The organism is Anabaena azotica FACHB-119 (assembly GCF_014697625.1).
Lineage (GTDB): Bacteria > Cyanobacteriota > Cyanobacteriia > Cyanobacteriales > Nostocaceae > Trichormus > Trichormus azoticus_A.
Genome location: NZ_JACJSG010000078.1, coordinates 1 through 19,281, shown reverse-complemented (window position 1 = coordinate 19,281; position 19,281 = coordinate 1). Strand labels below are relative to the sequence as shown.

Here is a 19,281-nt window from a genome sequence, read left to right as displayed (position 1 = left end):
GTTGAGATGGGCAACACCATTGTCTCAGCCGGCGATAATACGGATGAAGCCGCACGGCATTTGATGAAGGCGGCGGGAAATGCTATCGATTCTGAGCATTATCGTCAGGTTGCCAATGCCAAGGACATCGATAGGAAAACTTACGACGCAAGGCAACACCAGGATTATCTTAAACCAGAAGAAGCCCTAGAGTGCGAGAAGTTTCGTATTCGTGATACTTACGGCATGACTGTCACGCCTGAGTTGGTCGAGAAGGATGATGGGGGACGGCTCATCAAAAAGATTGTCGCGCTTGAAGCCATCTTAGCAGCGCCGGGGGAAATGATTACTGATGAGCATGGGCGGGAGTTTATTACGCCGCCGGATGTGGTGGCGGAACGCGATAAGGGGGAACGCGATCGCTTATCTATCTGTACCGACTGGGGCAATCACTCCACATCCTGGTTGATGCGTCAGCGATTGGGACTAAGGGCGATATTGACTGATTTAATGGATGGGTTGGAGATTAAAGGGGATGAGGCAACTATTGAGGCGTTGGCTGATTTCTCCAAACGCAATGCTAACCATATTAAAGGTATCCTGAATTTGACTATTCCGCTTGATGAGTCCCCTGTGTGGATTTTGAGTCAGTATCTTTCGCAGTTTGCTTTGTCTATGAAGTCGCGGCGGCCTGTGGAAGATGGTAAGCGGGTGAGATATTACCGCTTAAGCACTGAGGATGTAGCGTTTGTTCGGAAGGTATTGGGGTATCGGCAACGACTGAGGGATGAACGAGAAAAGAGGCGACAGGAGGAACGAGAAGCGCAGGCGGCGTATGCGGCTAGGATGCAGGCTATGTATGGAGTTAATGCTCCGTCCAACCCCCCCTCTAATATAATTGGGAATAATAATTGCGGGGGTGTGGACGGACAGCTTGACCCCTGTGATTCTTGGTGGCAGCAGGTAAAATTTTATGCAACGCTTGCAATGGAACGGGTAGCGCATGGGGTAGATTCGGTCAAACAGTTCCTCTTCACCCTCAGTAGTGATGAAAGATGGGGGGTGATGATGGCAATTGATGAGGCACAGCCGGAGATGTTTGAGGAGTTGACTGCGACGGCTCCTGATTGGATGGCTTGGATGGGGTGAGTTTTGGGGTTGAAGGCGATGTATGCGGCTTCAAGAGAGGCGATGCCAAAGGCAACGTCAGAGACGAACGCACTCTTGTAAGTTAAAATAATACAAAACTAAAACCGCAGAGCAAATCTTACACCTAATGGTTCTAATGTGTAATACTGCATAAAGCCAGCGTGTTTTGAATGTGATGGCTGAGGTAGTGTTTTCAAGTCGGCTAGAAAGACCTGTTAAGTTCTCGTAATTACCGCGTTACAATCTAGTTCAAAACGAAATTCTGTATGCTGACTGAACAAAACAAAGACCTTGTTCTCCAGTTCTACAAAGCTTTTGACGAGCGCAAAATCGAGCAAGCCTTAGAGCTTTTGGCTCCAAACTTTGTTGCTCATCTAGCGGGTATAGCACAGCCATTAGACGGAGCAGGGTTTAAGCAGTTTGGGATGTCATTTTATTTAGCCTTCGGTCAGGGACAACACATTTTTGATGAGGTTATTGTTTCCGGCGATAGGGTTGTAACACATGGAAGATTCACCGCCACACATATTGGAGAATTTCAAGGTCTTCCACCAACAGGTAAACAAATCAATTTGTCGATCATGCACATCGATCGAGTCGAGGATGGAAAGATTGTAGAGCATTGGGGGCTTGGCGATGCACTCGGATTGATGCAGCAGTTAGGGATTGTTTTCTTTCCTGCTCCGAAGCTACTACCATATATTCTCAAAGCAGTTGTATCCAAACTGTTTAGAAAAGCCTGAAAGTAGTTGCTCCCGCGTCGGGCGATCGCTAACGCTAATGACCTGACTGATACCCAACTCAAGAAGTTGCAAAATCAACGTGCGAAGACTCCCGCCGAACGGCATCAGCAGCGCAAAGCGGAGTTGTCCCGGCGATATGAGGTTGAGGTTACGCCTGATTTGGTGGAAAAGGATGATGACGGTTGGTATCCCCAACTGCGGCTGCACTATTACCTCACGCTGGGACGGCAGTTTTTGACTAAGCGGGACAGCAAACGGGCGCTTGGACAGGCTGAAGCTGGGGAAAACTGTATTTGGAAACCCGACTTCAACAAGGGTCAGCTAATGAGTGCTGTGTGGTTGTTGGAAAAGTTGAACTTGTTGCAGTTACTCCAGGCTGATAAGCAGGTTAGGGGTTCTGACGAGGCTATGCAAGAGTTGAAACGGGCTGCGGTGGCGAATCGGGTGGTTATCAAGAACTATCTGAATGTGACCGTTAGCGAGAAGTTGACACCTGTGGCGATCGCACAAAAGTTACTCAACAAAATCGATTTGCGGTTGTCGTATGTTGGTCGGTTGGGGCCGAGGGGGAAGCGGGAGAGTGTCTACAAGTTTGTTGCGCCTGATGATGGGCGGGATGTAATTTTTAAGAAGTGGTTTAGCCGGGACGAACTCTCGGATGAAAAAATTGCGAATTGCGAATTGCGAATTGCGAATTGTTCTGTGTCAGTCACTAATAATATAGATATCAAAATACCCCTTGGTGACACATCATCACTGTCTAACCTACCCATTAATCAAGATGAAGGTCATAGCTTGGGGGATGGTGGACAAGACAATGCAGTTGATTCATGGTGGGGGCAGGTGAAATATTATGCAACGCTTGCTATGGAACGGGTAGCTCATGGGGTTGATGCAGTCAAACAGTTCCTCAGTACCCTCAGCAGTGATGAGCGCTGGGGCGTGATGATGGCAATTGATGAGGCACAGCCGGAGATGTTTGAGGAGTTGACTGCGAAGTCTCCTGATTGGATGGCGTGGATGGGGTGAGTTTGGGTTTGGGGCGATCGCGCCGAGGTCACTTAAACTGATGCAGAAGTAAAGCCATCAGCAAACATTAAACGTTCTGCATCAAAGGTGTAATATCTAACAGTTACTTCGTTTATTCCTTAAAAAAAATACATAATTACGTAAACTATCTGCATAATTTTTTCTAAGCATTATTGTTTTTGGATGACCCTCACCTAACTTTTGCTCATAAATTTTTAATGCTTGGTGAAACAAAGGTTCAGCTTCCGTATACCGTCCTTGAGAATAGTATAATCCTGCAAGATCGTTATAAATGGCTGCGACATCAGGATGCAATTCTCCCAGCAGGCTTTGCCTTAGTTCCAGTGCCTTGATTAAAAGTAGTTCAGCTTCCGTATACCGTCCTTGAGAATAGTATAGTCCTGCAAGGTTGTTATAACTGGTAGCGATATCAGGGTGCAACTCCCCCAGTAGGTTCTGCCTTAGTTCCAACGCCTTGACCGTAAGTGGTTCAGCTTCTGTATACCGTCCTTGAGAATAGTATAGTCCTGCAAGGTTGTCATAACTGGTGGCAACATCAGGATGTAATTCCCCCAATAGGCTTTGCCTTAGTTCCAGTGCCTTGACAAAGAGTGGTTCAGCTTCTGCGTACCGTCCTTGCCAATAGTATAGTGCTGCAAGGCCGTTATAACTGGTGGCAACATCAGGATGTAACTCCCCCAATAGGTTTTGCCTTAGTTCCAGTGCCTTGACAAAGAGTGGTTCAGCTTCTGTATACCGTCCTTGAGAACTATAGAGTTGTCCAAGGCTGTTATAACTGGTGGCAACATGAGGATGCGATTCCCCCAATAGGTTTTGCCTTAGTTCCAGTGCCTTGACCGTAAGTGGTTCAGCTTCTGTGTATCGTCCTTGCCGATAGTATAGTGCTGCAAGGTTGTCATAACTGGTGGCAACATCAGGATGTAACTTCCCTAATAGGTTCTGCCTTAGTTCCAGTGCCTTGACCGTAAGTGGTTCAGCTTCTGTGTATCGTCCTTGAGAACAATAGAGTTGTCCAAGGTCGTTATAACTGGTGGCAACATCAGGATGTAACTCCCCCAATAGGTTCTGCCTTAGTTCCAGTGCCTTGACCGTAAGTGGTTCAGCTTCTGTGTATCGTCCTTGAGAACAATAGAGTTGTCCAAGGCTGTTATAACTGGTGGCAACATGAGGATGCAATTCTCCCAGCAGGCTTTGCCTTAGTTCCAATGCCTTGATGTACAAAGTTTTAGCCTCCGAGTATCGTCCTTGGGAACGATAAAGGTTCGCTAGGGTGTTGTAATTAATGGCGACATGAGGATGTGACTTTCCGAACAAGCGTTGTCTTAGTTCTAAGGCTTTGACAAACAGTGGTTCAGCTTCTGTATATCGTCCTTGAGAATAGTAGAGATTAGCTAAGTTGTTGTAACTGGCGGCGACATCAGGATGTGACTCTCCCAGCAGGCTTTGTCGTAATTCTAATGCCATGACGTACAAAGATTCGGACTCCATGTACCGTCCTTGAGAATAGTAGAGATTAGCTAAGTTGTTGTAATTGGTGGCGACATGAGGATGTGATTTTCCTATCAACCTTTGTTCTACTTCCAGTGCCTTGACAAAAAGTGGTTCAGCTTCCGTATACCTTCCTTGAGAGCGATAAAGTTCGGCTAGATTGTTGTAACTGGCGGCGACATCAGGATGCAATTCTCCCAGCAGGCTTTGCCTTAGTTCTAGTGCCTTGACAAAGAGTAGTTCAGCTTCGGTATACCGTCCTAAAGAACAGTAGAGTCCTGCTAGGTTGTTATAACTGGCGGCGACATGAGGATGTGACTCCCCTAATAGGTTCTGCCTTAGTTCCAGTGCCTTGACAAAGAGTGGTTCAGCTTCGGTATACCGTCCTAGAGAACAGTAGAGTCTCGCAAGATTATTGTAACTGACGGCAACATGAGGATGCTGTTGTCCTAAACGGGATTCTATTACTGATACACATTGCTCACACCAGGGTTGAGCAAGCGCATACAAACCCTGTTCCGAATAAAATCTATCTAAACTATTAAAAACCAAAATTAAATCTTCATCATTAACTGCATCAGTCAAATTTTGCGCGACCTCTGCCAAATGTGGAATAGCTTCTTTCAGTGAATTAATAAACTTTTGAGTTAGTGAATCAGGAATAGTCTTTGCCACTTCTACCATTGCTCGACAGAAATTATACTTCTGCTCGGATGCTGTAACTAAGTTGTTTTGCTTGCCTCTCAAAAACTCACGAATTAGTTGATGTAATTGATAATTTTCTTCACCCTGTAGTAAGTGCAAATTTTCTAGTTCAACTCTGGCATCTTCTAATTCTTCAGGGTCTTGCTCAGATGTAGCACCTACCACCAACGACCAAGGAATGGGAGCATTAGCAAATAAACTCAGCAAACAACCCAACTGTTGAGCATCATCACTTAAGTCTAACCAACTCAATTCAAAAGCCGCCGCTACTCCAAGTTTGACGTTTCTAGTCCAAGTTGAGTCATTTTCCTTCACGATTAAGGAAGGATGACCTAACCCTTTTTCTTCTAACCGTCGCAGCATTTCGGCTAAAGTTAACTTGCGTTTCTTGACATAACAGCCAACTAATTGTAAAGCTAAGGGCAAATAGCCTAACCTCTGACAAAGTTCTTCAGCTTGTCCTAATTCTTGATTTCGCTTTTCTTCACCAATCAATTGAGCTAGTAACAAGAGTGCGTCTTTTTCTGACAAAACTGACAAAAGCAGAGAACTAGCTAAATCTAGTTTGAGGCGTGTAGTAATTAGTACTTTGAATTGGGATGCTTGAGGTGGTAAATACGGTTCGATGTGACTGTAATTTGTAACATCATCAAGAACTATTAGCGTGTCACCCTGCCGCCAACGTTGCCAGCACCAACGTACTTGTTGTTGTAATTCCAAATCTTCTGGCGGTTGCAAGCCCAAGTCTGTTATCGCAAATTGTATTATTTGTGAACCAATTTCTTCTTCTCTTGCTCTTAACCAGCAAATACCGCCAGGGTAATTGCTCAACTGCCAATGTAGCAGTGAATAACGGATTGCCAATTCTGTTTTCCCAACTCCCCCCATCCCTTCTACAGCAGCAATTATCACCGAATCATTGCGTTGCAACTCTTGGTGGAGGCGTTTTAATTCTGTTTCTCTTCCAACAAATTCATTTGTATTGCTGGGAGGAATATTTTGTGGGGGATTTGACTTTACCCGTTCCCGTTCGGGCGACTGTAGTCAAATATTAAAGGTACTTCCTCTTTGATCAATGGTTTGTGTCTGCGCTGCATTAATCGCTTTTTCAATGTTTTGAATAAAACTTGTTGGGTATGATTGTTGCGATTTTTCTATAGATGCTTTTATCTCCCTCAAAATTTCCGCCAAGTTTGATGGTGGATTAGTTTGTGCTGCTGTTGCCAATTCCTGTGCAGCTTGAGCCAGTTCAGGATTGTCCTTAGCCGCAGATTCTACTTCCAGTACAGCTTTACCGTAATCGAGTGGTTCTTGGGGTGCTTTCTCAATCGCAACTACAGTATTGGGGGAGTGTTTTTTCAAGGTCACTAAAAACTTCCCAGCTTTATCCAATAAAAATTCTGTTCCCTTTTCTGTTGTTTTCTCTAAAGCTTTGGTAGCAACTATAGTACCAATAGCGATCGCACCCGCAGTTAATGGCTCCATCTACTACCCCTGCAATTCAGCATCATATTTTACTGTTACTACATGGTTTTTATTCTAAACTACGCAATTAATGGAAGAAAACTTTAGTTAAATATTTTTAGGCTCATAATCCATGCAGCATTTTTGAAGGTGCGATAGTGCAAGCCTCTTTATCGACATCGCCTTGGCTCCAGAACGAAGAGCGTGATTGCAACAGCCGCTCTTCACTGACTCCAGCACAGTCAATAAGCTCGGTTCAGCTTCCAGGCAACTCCAAAAATCTCTGCACCGACTAATTCGCCCTCACTGGTATACATCAGCAAGGAGCGATCGCTCTTGGCGTGGGCGCAGTACGCGATCGCTCCTTGAGGTATAACTGGCGGGAGCTGTCACCAGGGGCAAACTATACCGTCTAGTTTTGTTTTGGGTAGACATCGCACATTTCCTATAAAAGTAAAATAATCAACGAGTATGCCCTGTTGATAAAAGAGATAGCTAATTAGCTACAGCAAGACGCTCAAGCAGTAGACTTAGAACTGGCGAGGCTGTCATCAGGGGCAAACTATACCGTCTAGTTTTGTTTTGGTAGCGTAGGCGCAAGCCAAGTCATCGACATAGCGATCGCCAATGCCCGACCTCACGTCAAAAGGTGCTTAGTAAGCTGATATAATTCACCACTATTATATCGAGAGACTGTTGTGCCAAAAGCAGGTGGAAACGCTGCGCGATGGCGCAAAGCGCCCAGCCTCGCTGATCGCTCACACTTCAGCCTCATTATCTAACTGCCACCTTCCCCAACACCGCCTCCAAACGCTCAGTAAATCCACTCTTGCGATCGCAGGTCATAATTAGCTGATCAATTGCCCGTGTCATCCCCACATACAGCAGCCGCGCTTCCTCTTCGGGTGTATTGTATTGATGGGGCATGAAGCCAATGCTGGGGATAAGCACTACTGGAAACTCTAGCCCTTTGGATGAAAACATGGTTATGAGTTTAATGCTTTGTTCGTCTGGGTGATAGTTGCGGCTGTCATTGTTGGCATTGACTAATTCAACAGGTATTCTCAGTTTCTGGAAATCCTGGTAGATGTGATTGCCCGTGAACTTCGAGCGGTAGATAATTGCCATTTCGTTCCAAGCTATATCTCGCTCATGCAATTGTTGCACCCGCTCGACTAAGTAAGTATTCTACCTCATGCTTAAAACTGGGCAATTTGATTAAATCTGGCACAGTCCTTTGTCTTCCGGCAACCGTTTTTCCCTACTGGCACGTTATATTACAGCAAATAATCATCCTTTAATTTCTCCTCCAATCGCTAGGCTAACCTCTTCTCGCCAGGGGTCATTGTCAAGGCAATCGCAACAAGCCAGGGCATAGTCCACCGCACATTGCACCAGATAAATTGAGCAACTAAGTACAAATAAATGACGGAGGCTGCTGAGGTGTAGATAGCAAATTAACAGCAGTATATTTACAGATTATTAACCACCTGACTCAAAGGCTATCTTTTACCCTAAGTTATTGATACTATTCTTATCATTGATTTGATAGCATTTTGTACCGATAGTGTGTCCTAATCTGTCACAAATTTTTAATTGATTTCCTTCTGTGTTGGATATCGAAAACATTGATATTGCTGTACTTGGGTAAGCTTTTATCAATTATCAGTGAGGTTGAGTGTACATTGGGCATTTGCCCCCAGCAACTCTTGAGTTTGGATACAGTAAGTATTCATGCTGAATTTAACAAGTGTGCGGTTAAGTGGAATCTAACAGTAACAAACACAGGGTGAAATATGCCTCCACAAAAAACTCAAAAACAAGCAAGCCCCACCTTCAGTAATTCTCAAATATCCCAAACATCATCACAGTTTGCGTCTAGACCGTTTGGTATCCAAACACAAAGCATCAGCACACAGCAGCAAAAGGAAGATGCCGCCTTTGCCGAACAAAAGATGGAAGCTACAGGATTGGAGCTACAGGCGAAGTTTGGCACGATTACGCCACAGGGACAAGAACGTTTAACCCTGCTGCAAGCCAAGATGGACGGATTATTGCAGACGCGGTTAGAAAATGCTGCTACGTATGGGCATAACATTAATAGAATTGCGTTTAGTAGACCCAACGCATCACCCCCAATACAAGCCAAGCTCACCATCGGGCAACCTGGGGATAAGTATGAGCAACAAGCAGACGAAACCGCAACTCAAGTAGTGCAACGGATTCATCAGCCACCAAATCAGCCAGTTCAACGAGAGACTGTAACTGAAGAAGAGGAATTGCAAACCAAGCCAGTAGATAATATTCAGCACCAGTCGTCCGAAGAAGAAGAATTACAGATGAAGCCGATAGTGCAGCGTGTGGCTGACGGTGGCATGGCAGCATCCCCAGATGTCGAAGCGGGGATACAACGGGCTAGAGGTGGTGGACAGCCCTTAGCCGACAGCATTAGAGAACCGATGGAGCAGGCGTTTGGGGCTGACTTTAGTGGCGTGCGCGTGCATACGGATTCTCAGGCTGACCAGTTGAATCAGTCGATACAGGCGAAGGCATTTACCACTGGGCAGGATGTGTTCTTTCGGCAGGGGGCGTATCAGCCGGGGAGTCGAGGGGGGCAGGAGTTGTTGGCTCATGAGTTGACTCATGTTGTGCAGCAGAAAGGGGAGACAGTAGAGCGATCGCATCAGCCACAGGTGAAGGTAGCCAAAACTGCATCACAAGCGCAGAATCTGTCAACCATACAGCGAAAATTTGTTGATATTCAATCCGATCCGTTACCCACTCCAGCAGAAGCAATAAGAAAGGCCACGAATGTTCCTCTAAAAGAACAACTTCTGCCTGGAACCACTGCAAGACGATTAGGTAATTATGAGCGTCCAAAATCTATTACAGCCTTAGTAGATGCTCGCTCCATCAGGGAGGGTGAACGGGAGAAGGCGACTGAATTATCAGTTGTGACGGCTATGGCACGAGCAGAGCAATACCTGCTCCAAGGAGTTGATTTACAAAAGTTTTATGATGCTGGTCACTTAATTGGCGATCAACTAATTGCGGGTACTACAAATAGCTTTCAATATTATAACCTGGCACCTCAAGTTTCTCAATTTAATACACCAGTTTACTCAGCTACAGAAAATCAGATCAAAGAGACGGCACGGAGCGGTTCTGAGGTATGTGTCAAAGTTGACCTGACATACCCGTCTGATTATCAACTAACAATAGCCGATTTGGTGAAACGACCAGTTATCTCCAATAAACCGAAATACGACGCGATATATCTGAACACAGCTATTACCATACCAAGAAGGATACCAACGAAATGGCATATGACAGCTTGGACAACTGGTACGATGGCACCGACAACACGACAGCATGGCACCATGTCACCAACATTAGGGCAACCATTTGGAGTTGAGATTCAAGATGCGGTTGTACCTGTAACACAAGTACAGCAAGTCGGGGGTCCATCTATGAGAGTAAACTTTAATGAGCGCCAGCTAATTGGTGTGCAGTGGTCGCCAAGTAGTAGTGTAAGCAAAGAGGATATTATCAGCCTACTGGTCAAAACTTTTCCAGATGTTGGCGAACCAAAACAAATAGCAGAAAAGCTATTATCCGAGAATCAAGAGATCATAGATAAAGAACTGGCAAGGCTGCTCAGAGTAGCAGCGGGAGAAATTGCCCTGGAATTATTGGACGTTGCCGGGGAAATAACAAAGATGAAAGATCCATCAGTCTTGGCTCCACTATCGACAGATTTGATCAAAAAGGAGTTGGACATGGCGAGGGAAAAAGAAACGAAACTAGTTGATGCAATAGCTCATCTTGTGACAGCAAAAAGCTGGGCGGAAGACCTCAAGATAACAATTCAAGAAGCACGAAGCTTGGAGCCATATTTGTTTACACTATCGACCGTGGAAAGGCTAAATGAGCAACAGACCGCATGGAGAGACCAATGGGATATAAGTTTCAATCAGTCAGCTCCCGACTATCAAGCATCAACACAAATGGAGGAGGACAAGCTGACCGAGAGATTCAGCTATAATACAGCACGTGACATAAGTGACAGAGTGAGAAACATAACTGAAGCAGATGACCACGACGGAGGGCAGTTCGAGATGACACCGATGTTCGGAGAGGAAGAAATTCCAGTGAAAAGTCGGGAGGCTGTCCAGATAACCAAAAATCCGCCCAGATATGTAATAGTAACTGACCTAGAACAGCAAGTAAATATGACCGGGATGATGAACAACTGGATAGTGAAGTTTAGTAATAATTAGTGCGATCGCCTGATCAAGTTCGGTGCATTACTTCGTTAACGCACCGAACCTCCGCACCCCAGCAACCCAAAAACACCCCACAATTCACCCACAGCCACCACCGCCGAATATAAGTCTCAATGCGAACCGCATCTGCACCTTTATGGCCAGTAACTTTTTTCTTCGGAAGTTGAGTCCGCTTCCGACTTCTTGGATGACTTCTCCACTGGGGTGAATGGCACTAAGAAAAGCTACAAGCAATGCACAACAAGGGCTACAGCTTTTAATGCCAGAGAGTGCAGTAATGGTATGATGCAAGCGATCGCACTATGTAAGGTTGCCCAAAAATTTTGTTAGTAGAAAAAGCTTACTCGTCCGTGAAATACTTTTGTTGAGACGAATAAGCTAACACCATAAACACTACTGTGACATTAAGAGTACAAATTCTCAAGGATAAATTTAGCCAGGGTCTGGGGCTACCTTTTAAAGAATTGCTGCCAGAATCAGCAATTAACCAAGCAATATCTGAGCTAAAAATCAAATATAAAAAGCGGTTATTTGACCCAGTGGTGACTTTATGGGCGTTTTTAACTCAGGTTCTAGACAGTGATAAAACTTGTCATAATGCTGTGAGTAAAATAATTGCACATTTGGCAGAAAAAGAGGTAGAAGTTCCGTCAACAGATACAAGTGCATACTGCCAAGCACGGTCAAGACTACCAGAGAAATTACTGGCAAAACTTTTTAATGACTCGGCACGAAATTTAGAAGAGAAAGTAACTCATGAAAAGTTCTGGTGTGGTCGAAATGTCAAAGTAATTGATGGCTCGACTGTTTCTATGCCTGATACTGTTGAAAATCAAAAAGAATATCCCCAAGCTAGTAGCCAAAAGAGGGATGTGGCTTTCCAATAGCCAAAATTGGGGTGATATTTAGTTTAGTAACTGGAGCCGCAATTGCTTTGTGTATCGACGTTCTGAATACTCATGATATTAAATTAGCCAGGAAGTTGTACAGTTTTCTAAAACCTAATGATGTACTTTTAGGGGACAGAGCCTTTTGTGCTTACGCTGATATGTTCTCTATTACTCAACTCGGCTGTGATGCAGTTTTTCGTAAGCATCAATCTCGCACAACAACCATGCGAAAAGGTAAAATAGTTGGTGATTGTGACAAGTTAGTTACTTGGTACAAACCTAAAAGATGCCCACAAGGATTAAGCAAGGACGAATTTTTAGCTTTACCTCCTTCCATAACTGTACGTGAAATTTACTACTATGTTGTGATTCCTGGTTTTCGCTCAGAGCGGGTCAGTCTCATCACTACTTTATTGGATAAAACTATTTATCCTACCCTAGAAATAGTTGGACTTTATTATAAACGTTGGGATGTTGAACTAGATTTAAGACATTTAAAAACTACTTTAGGAATGGATGTTTTACGATGTAAAACCCCAGCAATGGTACGTAAGGAAATTCATGTTTATTTACTCGCTTACAATTTACTTCGTAGCTTAATGTTCGAGGCAGGGAATACTTATAATACTCCTCCCTTACGCTTATCTTTACAAGGTACTCGCCATCATTTACTAAATTTTATTCCCAAATTCGAGGACGCTCACTCTAAAAAACGCCAGAAACTTTATCGTAGTTTACTCAAAGTTATTGTTCACAAACCTGTGAGCGATCGCCCAGCTAGAACTGAGCCACGAGTCCGTAAACGCCGCCCCAAGGTTTACCCCTTAATGACTAAGCCCCGGCATGAATTACGTAAACAATTACAAACCGCTTAATTGGTAAGGCTTTTAGCTTTTCTTAGTGCCATTCCGTGCTAGACCTAGTTCTATTGATTAAATCTGCTCAGGCTTACGTAATGATAGCTATTTATCAACTTAAGAACGCAGTAGCTTATAGTAATTACTAGAAATTTTGCGATTACTTTACTAATCAAACTGTGCGGTATCTTTTGGATCTCTTGTTACAGTTGGGTGTGGGCATAAGTCATACCTGTAATGAACATTTAGCCTCTAAAAAACTCAAAAGTTCTGACTCAAACACTGTTAAATACGATCGCTTCACCTCCCCCAGATGCTTCAACACAGCACGGGCCGCCTCTTCCAAGTTCTCACATTCCCGTAACCGTGAAATGCGATCGCTTGTAAAGTATAACGAAAATAGGAGAACGCAAAAATAAGTATTCCAGGTTTCTAGGGCGGCCACTTTATCCTTTAAATGACATAAAAGCGCGATCAGCGTTCGCGGAGCGTCCCGCAGGGAAGCTGGGCGGAACGCCATCGCTCCCCCTCCACAACCCAAACGCAATAGCAGCGATCGCTCAACGGATAACTCCATAATGGTTTTCCAACCACTGCAACAAACCGTCTTCAACTTCGGTTAAGTAAATCTGCTTACCCAAGGATTCCAGCACAGTGTAAGCGCACCGATCTAAGTTTCCACACTCACGCAATCTCAAAATTCGCTTTTTGATTTGTGGCAGCTGACGGTGTGCTTCGGGTGAATCGATTTTGTTGAGATTTTCAGGTTTCACAGTAAGGGTGGCATCATGTACATCAACTTCTACTGTAAACTCGTTGAGTGCGACGGCAATCGCCCAACAGTTATTATATTTGCGCTCAGTCCCTTCTAGCTTGCAGATGGTGAACACATCGCCTATTTGGCAGAAATCACGAGCGAAAAATAAAGGTTTATCTTTAAGTTGCTCGACAATACTCTTGACGATACGCCCACTAGGAACTTTCCCATTTGCCTGCTCTACTGCTCGCTGCCAGACATCCGCCTGGACGTGGGGTTCAAAATCTGCTTTCGCCAAATCACGCAATTGTCGCTCGTTGGTCGGCATAGGAATTTGCCGACCAATGGTCGGCAAAAATTTCTCAATGTTGTCATAGACAACAGTAGCCGAAAGCTTGAGGTAGGCAGTGTCACGACTTAAACCAAACCTGTCCTTACAATATTGCTCAAATGTCCGGTGCGTTGAACGATAGAGACGGCGATCGCGTAGTTCCATGAGCGCCTTCCCCGCTTCAAAAAACGACCGTTCCACGATGCGTTCCAAGTGCAGGCGATCGCTTTGTTCTTGCTCGGTTAGTTCAGGTACTTCAACAGCGCTTACTGTAATGGTTGCGTTAGCAGGATTCTCTTGATCAACCGTATCGTTAAGAGAATTAGCCGATGGTATTGAATTGCTGAATGTACCGGAGGTAGCTTTTTTACGTTTAGAAGGTGGTTGGTTCATAATTCCACCTCCTCTAGTTAAATAAAGGTTTCTCAGAAGCCATCGCAACGTAGATGTTGGATATCATAAGGAACTGCAATGGCTTCTTTAGTGCTAAACCCAGGAAAGGAAAGAAGATAGCAGGTTTAATCATCAAACTGCTTCTTCCTCAAACAAATCTTCTACATCACATTCAAGCACTTTACACAGCCTTGCTACTTTTGCAAAAGTTTCTGCTCCTTTGCCATATTCCCAATTTCTAATTGTTGAAGTGTCAACTCCAACTAAATCACCTAATTGTTTCTGAGTTAAACCCATTTTTTCTCTTAAAGCTGCAATACCTCTTTTAGGTGCTTCCGTTTGGTTCAACGGCGGTTTGAACACTTTGATTAAGGCATTCTCTAACTTTCTGAGTAATTCAGCTTCGGTTCTAATGTACGAGATTTTTACGCCTTCAAGACGACTTAAGGCTTCAAGCTTAGGATGGTTTTTCCACTTTAGCCTTAAATTCTCAGACATACCCACGTACAGCACCGAATTATCTTTATCGATTGCCAAGTAAACACAGGGTTCATCAGGCAATGAGTTTCTGTCTTCAAGTGCCACAAATGGCAGCTCCCATAAATTTACATCTTCCATATAAACCATAACTTTTTAGCGCTTCCTTTGTAATATACGTGCTAATATATTAGCGCTAACAGCTAAAAATTTCTTGACTGCGCTAAAATTTTAGCGCATAATAGATATTAAAGAAAGCGCCCGACTTGCAATCTGAAGCGCTTTCTTAGTCCTTTTATAGACTCACTAATTATGACCCACCCACGGTATTCTCATCAATCCCTGGAACGCAAATCAATTGCGCGGCTCAAGCAAATCTACAGCGAAATCGGCGGAACTACAGTAGTACGGGACAGACGACGCAAGAACGCATGGATAAGCGCGATCGCTCAACACCAAACCCGACACCTCTACAAAATCGCCCCGGCTGCCCTCGACCAACAAGCGCAAGCCCAAGCCGAACTAGAGAATTTCATCGCCCAGCAAGCCGAAGAAATTGCACCCGAAAGCCTAACGGTAAGAGAGATATCCTTCTACGAAACTGAATATTACGCCGGGGACAAATTGATAGCCACTGTGAGCTATGACAGCGAAGACTTTGTAACTCTACGCTGGGTAGTGATGGTGAACGGGCAAGAAATTCACAGAGACTACACACTAGAGAAGTGCGTTTGTCGAAGACGTTGCCGAAGGCATCGCTTCATCAATTGGAAGTATCTAGACGGCTCATTACCTGTGCAAGAACAGAACGCCACCCAGACAGACAACATTGGTAATGAAATCATGACCGAGGTAGCCGCAGAATGTGAGAAACGTGGTTTGGAATTGATAGGCGTTGGCGTTCGCGCTGCGTTCCGCAGGAAAGCCCGCCGAAGGCATCGCATCTACAGGGACGGCAACAAACTGGGTGAAGTAGAACTAAGCCAGGGTATCTTGTGGGCAGTCCGCGCAGACAACCGAGAGCGAGTAATGTGCGAGTGCGGTACAGATGCCTTCTGGTGGTTGTCAACTGCCAATCCTTCGTTTGCGGATGAATACTTGCAGTATTACCCGCTTGAACAATTGAAGCCTGACCAGTGGGGGCAGTTGTTCGTCGTAGCGTAAAAAGCAGGGGATAGGAGAATTGGTGCAGTAGGGGAAGAATTTATAAGTTCTAAATTTATTTAAAATGATTACTATCATTCATGTAACTTTTAATAGAAATTTTTAAGTGTGTTTACTTATAAACAAGTAATAATTATTAGTAGTATAATTTTTAAGGATTCCAGATATATATGAAAACATGAGAACATATCCTGACATTTATATGCCTGAAGTTCTTGAGAAAGTTCAACAAATACTTCCTCCTATCCCAAATCCTCCTAATAAGCCAGTTAAACCAATGCCAGAGCCTCAACCTTTTAATACTGGATGGCTTATAGCAATAAGTATTATTGGTACTTTTATTAGTTTATTAAATCAATCTGTATCGTTATTGATTTTTACAATTTCATTAGCATTTATAATAGGAGCGTTTCAATATTATTCATATCCTACAAGGAAAAATGATTATTTTAATCAAATTAGAAACTACGAACAAGAAGATAAAAAATATCAAATTGAAATGATTGATTATAATCAATCTATAAAAATAATTAGAAGTGATGAAAATATAAAAAAATATAGAGAATCAATATTGAAGAATCCTACACTGATTAATACAGGCAAACCTGATCAAATTAAGAATGATGTTACTAGGGGAGTAGGTGAGACTCGATTTGAGCCTTATATAAAAAAGTATTTCGTGGGTAAAATTTATACAAAAAAGTCTTTTACTATTGAAGATTTTTCGTATCCATATACCCCAGATTTTTGTTATATAGATGATAAATTATGTATTGATATTGAAATTGATGAGCCATATTTTAAAAAACAAAGTAATGGACTTTATTATCCTTATCATGAATATGATTCATACAAGGAATGCCAAAGAAATCAGTTTTTTATAGATTTAAACTGGATTGTTATTAGATTTGCTGAAGAGCAAGTTATACGTTACCCAGAACAATGTTGTAAAGAAATTGCAAAGGTGATTTTTAATATAACTTATCAAGCTATTCCAGATTCACTTGTTAAGATTCCTGATTTGGAGCCTATTCCAAGATGGACTAAATCACAAGCTAAAGAAATGATAGCAAGTAAATATAGAGATACCTATCTTTGACTTAAGGCTTTACTAAATATTCACTATCTATACATACTTGAAAAATAGTTTTTTTTAAGCAAAAATTTAATTTTAATTACAGCCCCAACAGGGTAGAAAAAAGACTTTCTTTAATTTCAGTGTCAACACAAAAACTTATACACGTATCTCTGGCAAGAAAAATTGCACTAGTTTCAACATTTCCATTAAATACTGGTTCGAGATTATTGCTAGTTAAATATACTTATTATCAAATATTTTCATAGAAAAGAAAATAAGTATAATTCAGCAGAAATACTAAATGTATTTATAAAATTTTTGTTATAAAAACTATATTAATAAGTTAATAGAATAATATATGTGTAACTTACTTTTAAGAGAGTACCCGGCAGGGTTAAGACTATGTTTTAGTCCCGGAAATTTTGATAATTATATGGTCACTTTAAATGACTATCCAATTTTAGATGTTCAGTTTTTAGAGTTTTTTAAGAGCTATAATTCACCTAAACTAGTATGGAATGCAATACTACAAATTGGTGGTCAAATAAATAAAAACAACAAAGATTTATCAACTTTTAAAACTCCGATAGTTAATCTTCAAATTAATCCTTTAGTTCTTACAGAAAAAATTAAAATATCAGAATCTACCGTTTTTGATGCTTATGCTGCCTGTTTAATAGCAGAAGAACAAAAGAAATCAACAAAACTTGGTAAAAGGATTAAATTGTTAGCAGCTTATCAAGTTTTATTTGAAAACTATACACCGGAAGATGCCGCTAAATTTTCAAAAGGAAAAAAGTGGCAAGATATAGATGCCCTTTGTAAAACAAGAGGATTTTAAGCTTTTGCTTTATAGCTTTTACCTATTAAGCAAGCTATAGAATATGTTTCTTAAGAGGTTAAATACTAAGAATAAACTTATTCTAAAAGAATTAGATCCGTTTCATTGTTGTCAGTAAAATGGTATTACTTGTGATGTTATTCTCCCACAGGATACCGCCGCATCATCTTCGCCAACGCCACAGCCTCACCCTCCGGCGTATACACAACCTCACCCGACATAGCAATCACAATCCTGTTTTTCCGCGCCCACTCAAACCAAGCGATCGCCTCAGACTTAGCCTGCTGCACCTCCGGCTTCCTTCCCTCCCTACAAGCAGCCACAAATACCGCTTCAGGTGACTTGATACCTTTCCAAGTCCGTACTGCCTCCTTGAGATAAGCGATCGCACCCGGCACATTGCCCCAGTACCGCTTGACCGTTCGCTGAATCTCCCCGTTGAGCCGAAACTGCGGAGTACAAGGAATTTCCCTCAACTGCTGCAAAACTTCCTGTACCTCCTGTTGACTCGGCTGTACTGATTTTTCTTGTGACTCAGTGTAATCATCATCACCAGAGTCTTCGTTATGAAAACCTGACACGGCGGCGGAAGAATTGCCCCCATGATGATCTATCCCGCTAGTCGAGTCATCTTGTTCTGGTTCATCAACGTAGTGAGTATCTTGGGGTAGCTCTAACTCTGGGGCTTGGCTCAACCCTTCCTGGTTATACTCCAAATTCTCGTTTTCCAGTTCCTCACTTTTAGAAGGCTCAACAGCAGTGTGTTGTTGTGGTTTTGAAGTTTGAGGTTGGTTACTGTGGTATTGTTCTGCATTGAACGTGCAATGTTCAGTTTTGCCTCTCCCAAGTTCAATTAGCTTATTCAGTACATTAAAGTTTAATTTATACTGCCAAGTCCTATCCTGTCCGTTACCGGGATTTTTCTGCTTCTCGATAATCCCCATCTCTTCAAGCCGTGCGATCGCGGCCCGAATTACATGAAGGCTATGCTCTCCCATCAAATCAGCGTAAATCCGCTTGAGGGGCTGATACACCCAAGGGGTACGGTGATTTTTCATTTTCCACTTTGTCCAATGGCGGAAATACTCAATCAGCTTGGCCGCACAATAATTATTCGTGATGTCAAGGTATTCCCGGCGCAGAATGACCAAGACAGAAAATTTGTCAGTAGATGCAATACTGCTCATGTCTCACCTTCCATATATATATGCAGAATTGGTAAATCTAAAACGGCACATCTTCATCTGGCGCTTGTGACCAGAACTGCCTCAAAATCTCTTGTTTGGCTAACTGAACTTCTCGTTTCTGTTCGGGCGATACTTCACCAACTAACTGCGCTACCTCATCCCTCTGGTTTTGCTTCATCTGCTCGGTACTAATGGCGGGTAGTGCCACTGGTTCAGCTTGACCTTGCGGTGAGGGGCGGAAACCACGACGGCGGAACATAAACCGGAAGTGGCGTTTATCTTGTGGAGGTAGCGATCGCCAAACCTCAGCATCCCAACCGGGGGGCATAAAGTCAGATGATGGGGGTAGCAGCGTTTGCACCTGGGCTTGTAACTGGGCAATGGCTTCTTGCATAGCAGGGATAGCAGCAAGTAACGCCAATTGCTCAGTGCTGAGTGACTG

At 43.1% G+C, this 19,281-nt stretch carries 16 protein-coding genes and 2 pseudogenes; 9 read left to right on the top strand and 9 right to left on the bottom strand.

All coding sequences use genetic code 11. The features are described 5' to 3' along the window. The 3 genes and pseudogenes from H6G83_RS32675 to H6G83_RS35715 form a co-directional block, all read left to right on the top strand. Positions 1-1,128 (top strand): annotated as a pseudogene (locus H6G83_RS32675) (bifunctional DNA primase/helicase); the annotation flags it as partial. 266 nt (positions 1,129-1,394) lie between these two features. Next, complete coding sequence (locus H6G83_RS32670) at positions 1,395-1,871, top strand: ester cyclase (protein ID WP_190479968.1); 477 nt, start codon at positions 1,395-1,397, stop codon at positions 1,869-1,871. A gap of 6 nt (positions 1,872-1,877) precedes the next feature. Beyond that, positions 1,878-2,900: a hypothetical protein gene (locus H6G83_RS35715; protein WP_242044984.1), complete on the top strand. Its 1,023-nt coding sequence runs from the start codon at positions 1,878-1,880 to the stop codon at positions 2,898-2,900. 96 nt (positions 2,901-2,996) lie between these two features. Here the strand turns inward: H6G83_RS35715 and H6G83_RS32660 are convergent, their stop codons facing one another. The 4 genes from H6G83_RS32660 to H6G83_RS32650 form a co-directional block, all read right to left on the bottom strand. Continuing rightward, complete coding sequence (locus tag H6G83_RS32660; protein ID WP_313937648.1) at positions 2,997-6,110, bottom strand: tetratricopeptide repeat protein; 3,114 nt, start codon at positions 6,108-6,110, stop codon at positions 2,997-2,999. Between the two features lie 48 nt (positions 6,111-6,158). Continuing rightward, the gene (locus tag H6G83_RS32655) at positions 6,159-6,599 is read right to left on the bottom strand and encodes a hypothetical protein (protein ID WP_190479965.1); all 441 of its coding nucleotides are present in this window, start codon (positions 6,597-6,599) and stop codon (positions 6,159-6,161) included. Positions 6,600-6,881: 282 nt separating this feature from the next. Next, on the bottom strand, positions 6,882-7,013 hold the full coding sequence (locus H6G83_RS36145) for a hypothetical protein (protein ID WP_277876474.1): 132 nt from the start codon (positions 7,011-7,013) through the stop codon (positions 6,882-6,884). A 339-nt stretch (positions 7,014-7,352) separates the two neighbouring features. After that, complete coding sequence (locus tag H6G83_RS32650) at positions 7,353-7,745, bottom strand: 3'-5' exonuclease (protein WP_190479963.1); 393 nt, start codon at positions 7,743-7,745, stop codon at positions 7,353-7,355. Positions 7,746-8,374: 629 nt separating this feature from the next. Between H6G83_RS32650 and H6G83_RS32645 the strand changes: the two genes are divergently transcribed. The 3 genes from H6G83_RS32645 to H6G83_RS35705 all read left to right on the top strand — a co-directional run bounded on the left by H6G83_RS32645 (position 8,375) and on the right by H6G83_RS35705 (position 12,629). Next, on the top strand, positions 8,375-10,858 hold the full coding sequence (locus H6G83_RS32645) for an eCIS core domain-containing protein (protein ID WP_190479961.1): 2,484 nt from the start codon (positions 8,375-8,377) through the stop codon (positions 10,856-10,858). A 404-nt stretch (positions 10,859-11,262) separates the two neighbouring features. Then, the gene (locus tag H6G83_RS35710) at positions 11,263-11,751 is read left to right on the top strand and encodes a transposase domain-containing protein (protein WP_313937643.1); all 489 of its coding nucleotides are present in this window, start codon (positions 11,263-11,265) and stop codon (positions 11,749-11,751) included. An 11-nt stretch (positions 11,752-11,762) separates the two neighbouring features. Beyond that, entirely contained in the window at positions 11,763-12,629 is an 867-nt protein-coding gene (locus H6G83_RS35705; protein ID WP_313937642.1) for an IS4 family transposase, read from the top strand. Between the two features lie 208 nt (positions 12,630-12,837). Here H6G83_RS35705 and H6G83_RS32635 read toward each other — a convergent pair whose 3' ends face one another. The 3 genes from H6G83_RS32635 to H6G83_RS32625 all read right to left on the bottom strand — a co-directional run bounded on the left by H6G83_RS32635 (position 12,838) and on the right by H6G83_RS32625 (position 14,710). Beyond that, positions 12,838-13,188 (bottom strand): hypothetical protein, encoded by a 351-nt coding sequence (locus H6G83_RS32635; RefSeq protein ID WP_190479974.1) that lies wholly within the window; start codon positions 13,186-13,188, stop codon positions 12,838-12,840. Continuing rightward, entirely contained in the window at positions 13,172-14,092 is a 921-nt protein-coding gene (locus H6G83_RS32630; RefSeq protein WP_190479959.1) for a hypothetical protein, read from the bottom strand. The genes H6G83_RS32635 and H6G83_RS32630 overlap by 17 nt, the downstream gene beginning before the upstream one ends. 132 nt (positions 14,093-14,224) lie before the next feature. Further along, complete coding sequence (locus H6G83_RS32625; RefSeq protein WP_242044983.1) at positions 14,225-14,710, bottom strand: helix-turn-helix domain-containing protein; 486 nt, start codon at positions 14,708-14,710, stop codon at positions 14,225-14,227. A gap of 171 nt (positions 14,711-14,881) precedes the next feature. Here H6G83_RS32625 and H6G83_RS32620 point away from each other — a divergent pair, with 171 nt between their 5' ends. The 3 genes from H6G83_RS32620 to H6G83_RS32610 all read left to right on the top strand — a co-directional run bounded on the left by H6G83_RS32620 (position 14,882) and on the right by H6G83_RS32610 (position 17,652). Next, the gene (locus H6G83_RS32620; protein WP_190479954.1) at positions 14,882-15,733 is read left to right on the top strand and encodes a hypothetical protein; all 852 of its coding nucleotides are present in this window, start codon (positions 14,882-14,884) and stop codon (positions 15,731-15,733) included. A gap of 202 nt (positions 15,734-15,935) precedes the next feature. Next, a complete protein-coding gene (locus H6G83_RS32615; RefSeq protein WP_190479952.1) occupies positions 15,936-16,832 on the top strand; it encodes a hypothetical protein in 897 nt (298 codons plus the stop codon). A gap of 412 nt (positions 16,833-17,244) precedes the next feature. Next, positions 17,245-17,652 carry a DUF7004 family protein gene (locus H6G83_RS32610; protein WP_190479950.1) on the top strand — a complete coding sequence of 136 codons (408 nt, stop codon included), beginning with the start codon at positions 17,245-17,247 and terminating at the stop codon, positions 17,650-17,652. A 137-nt stretch (positions 17,653-17,789) separates the two neighbouring features. On the opposite strand, the gene H6G83_RS32605 is transcribed toward H6G83_RS32610, so the two are convergent. After that, on the bottom strand, positions 17,790-18,839 hold the full coding sequence (locus tag H6G83_RS32605) for a hypothetical protein (RefSeq protein WP_190479972.1): 1,050 nt from the start codon (positions 18,837-18,839) through the stop codon (positions 17,790-17,792). Positions 18,840-18,876: 37 nt separating this feature from the next. Further along, positions 18,877-19,281, bottom strand: a pseudogene (locus H6G83_RS32600) (hypothetical protein); the annotation flags it as partial.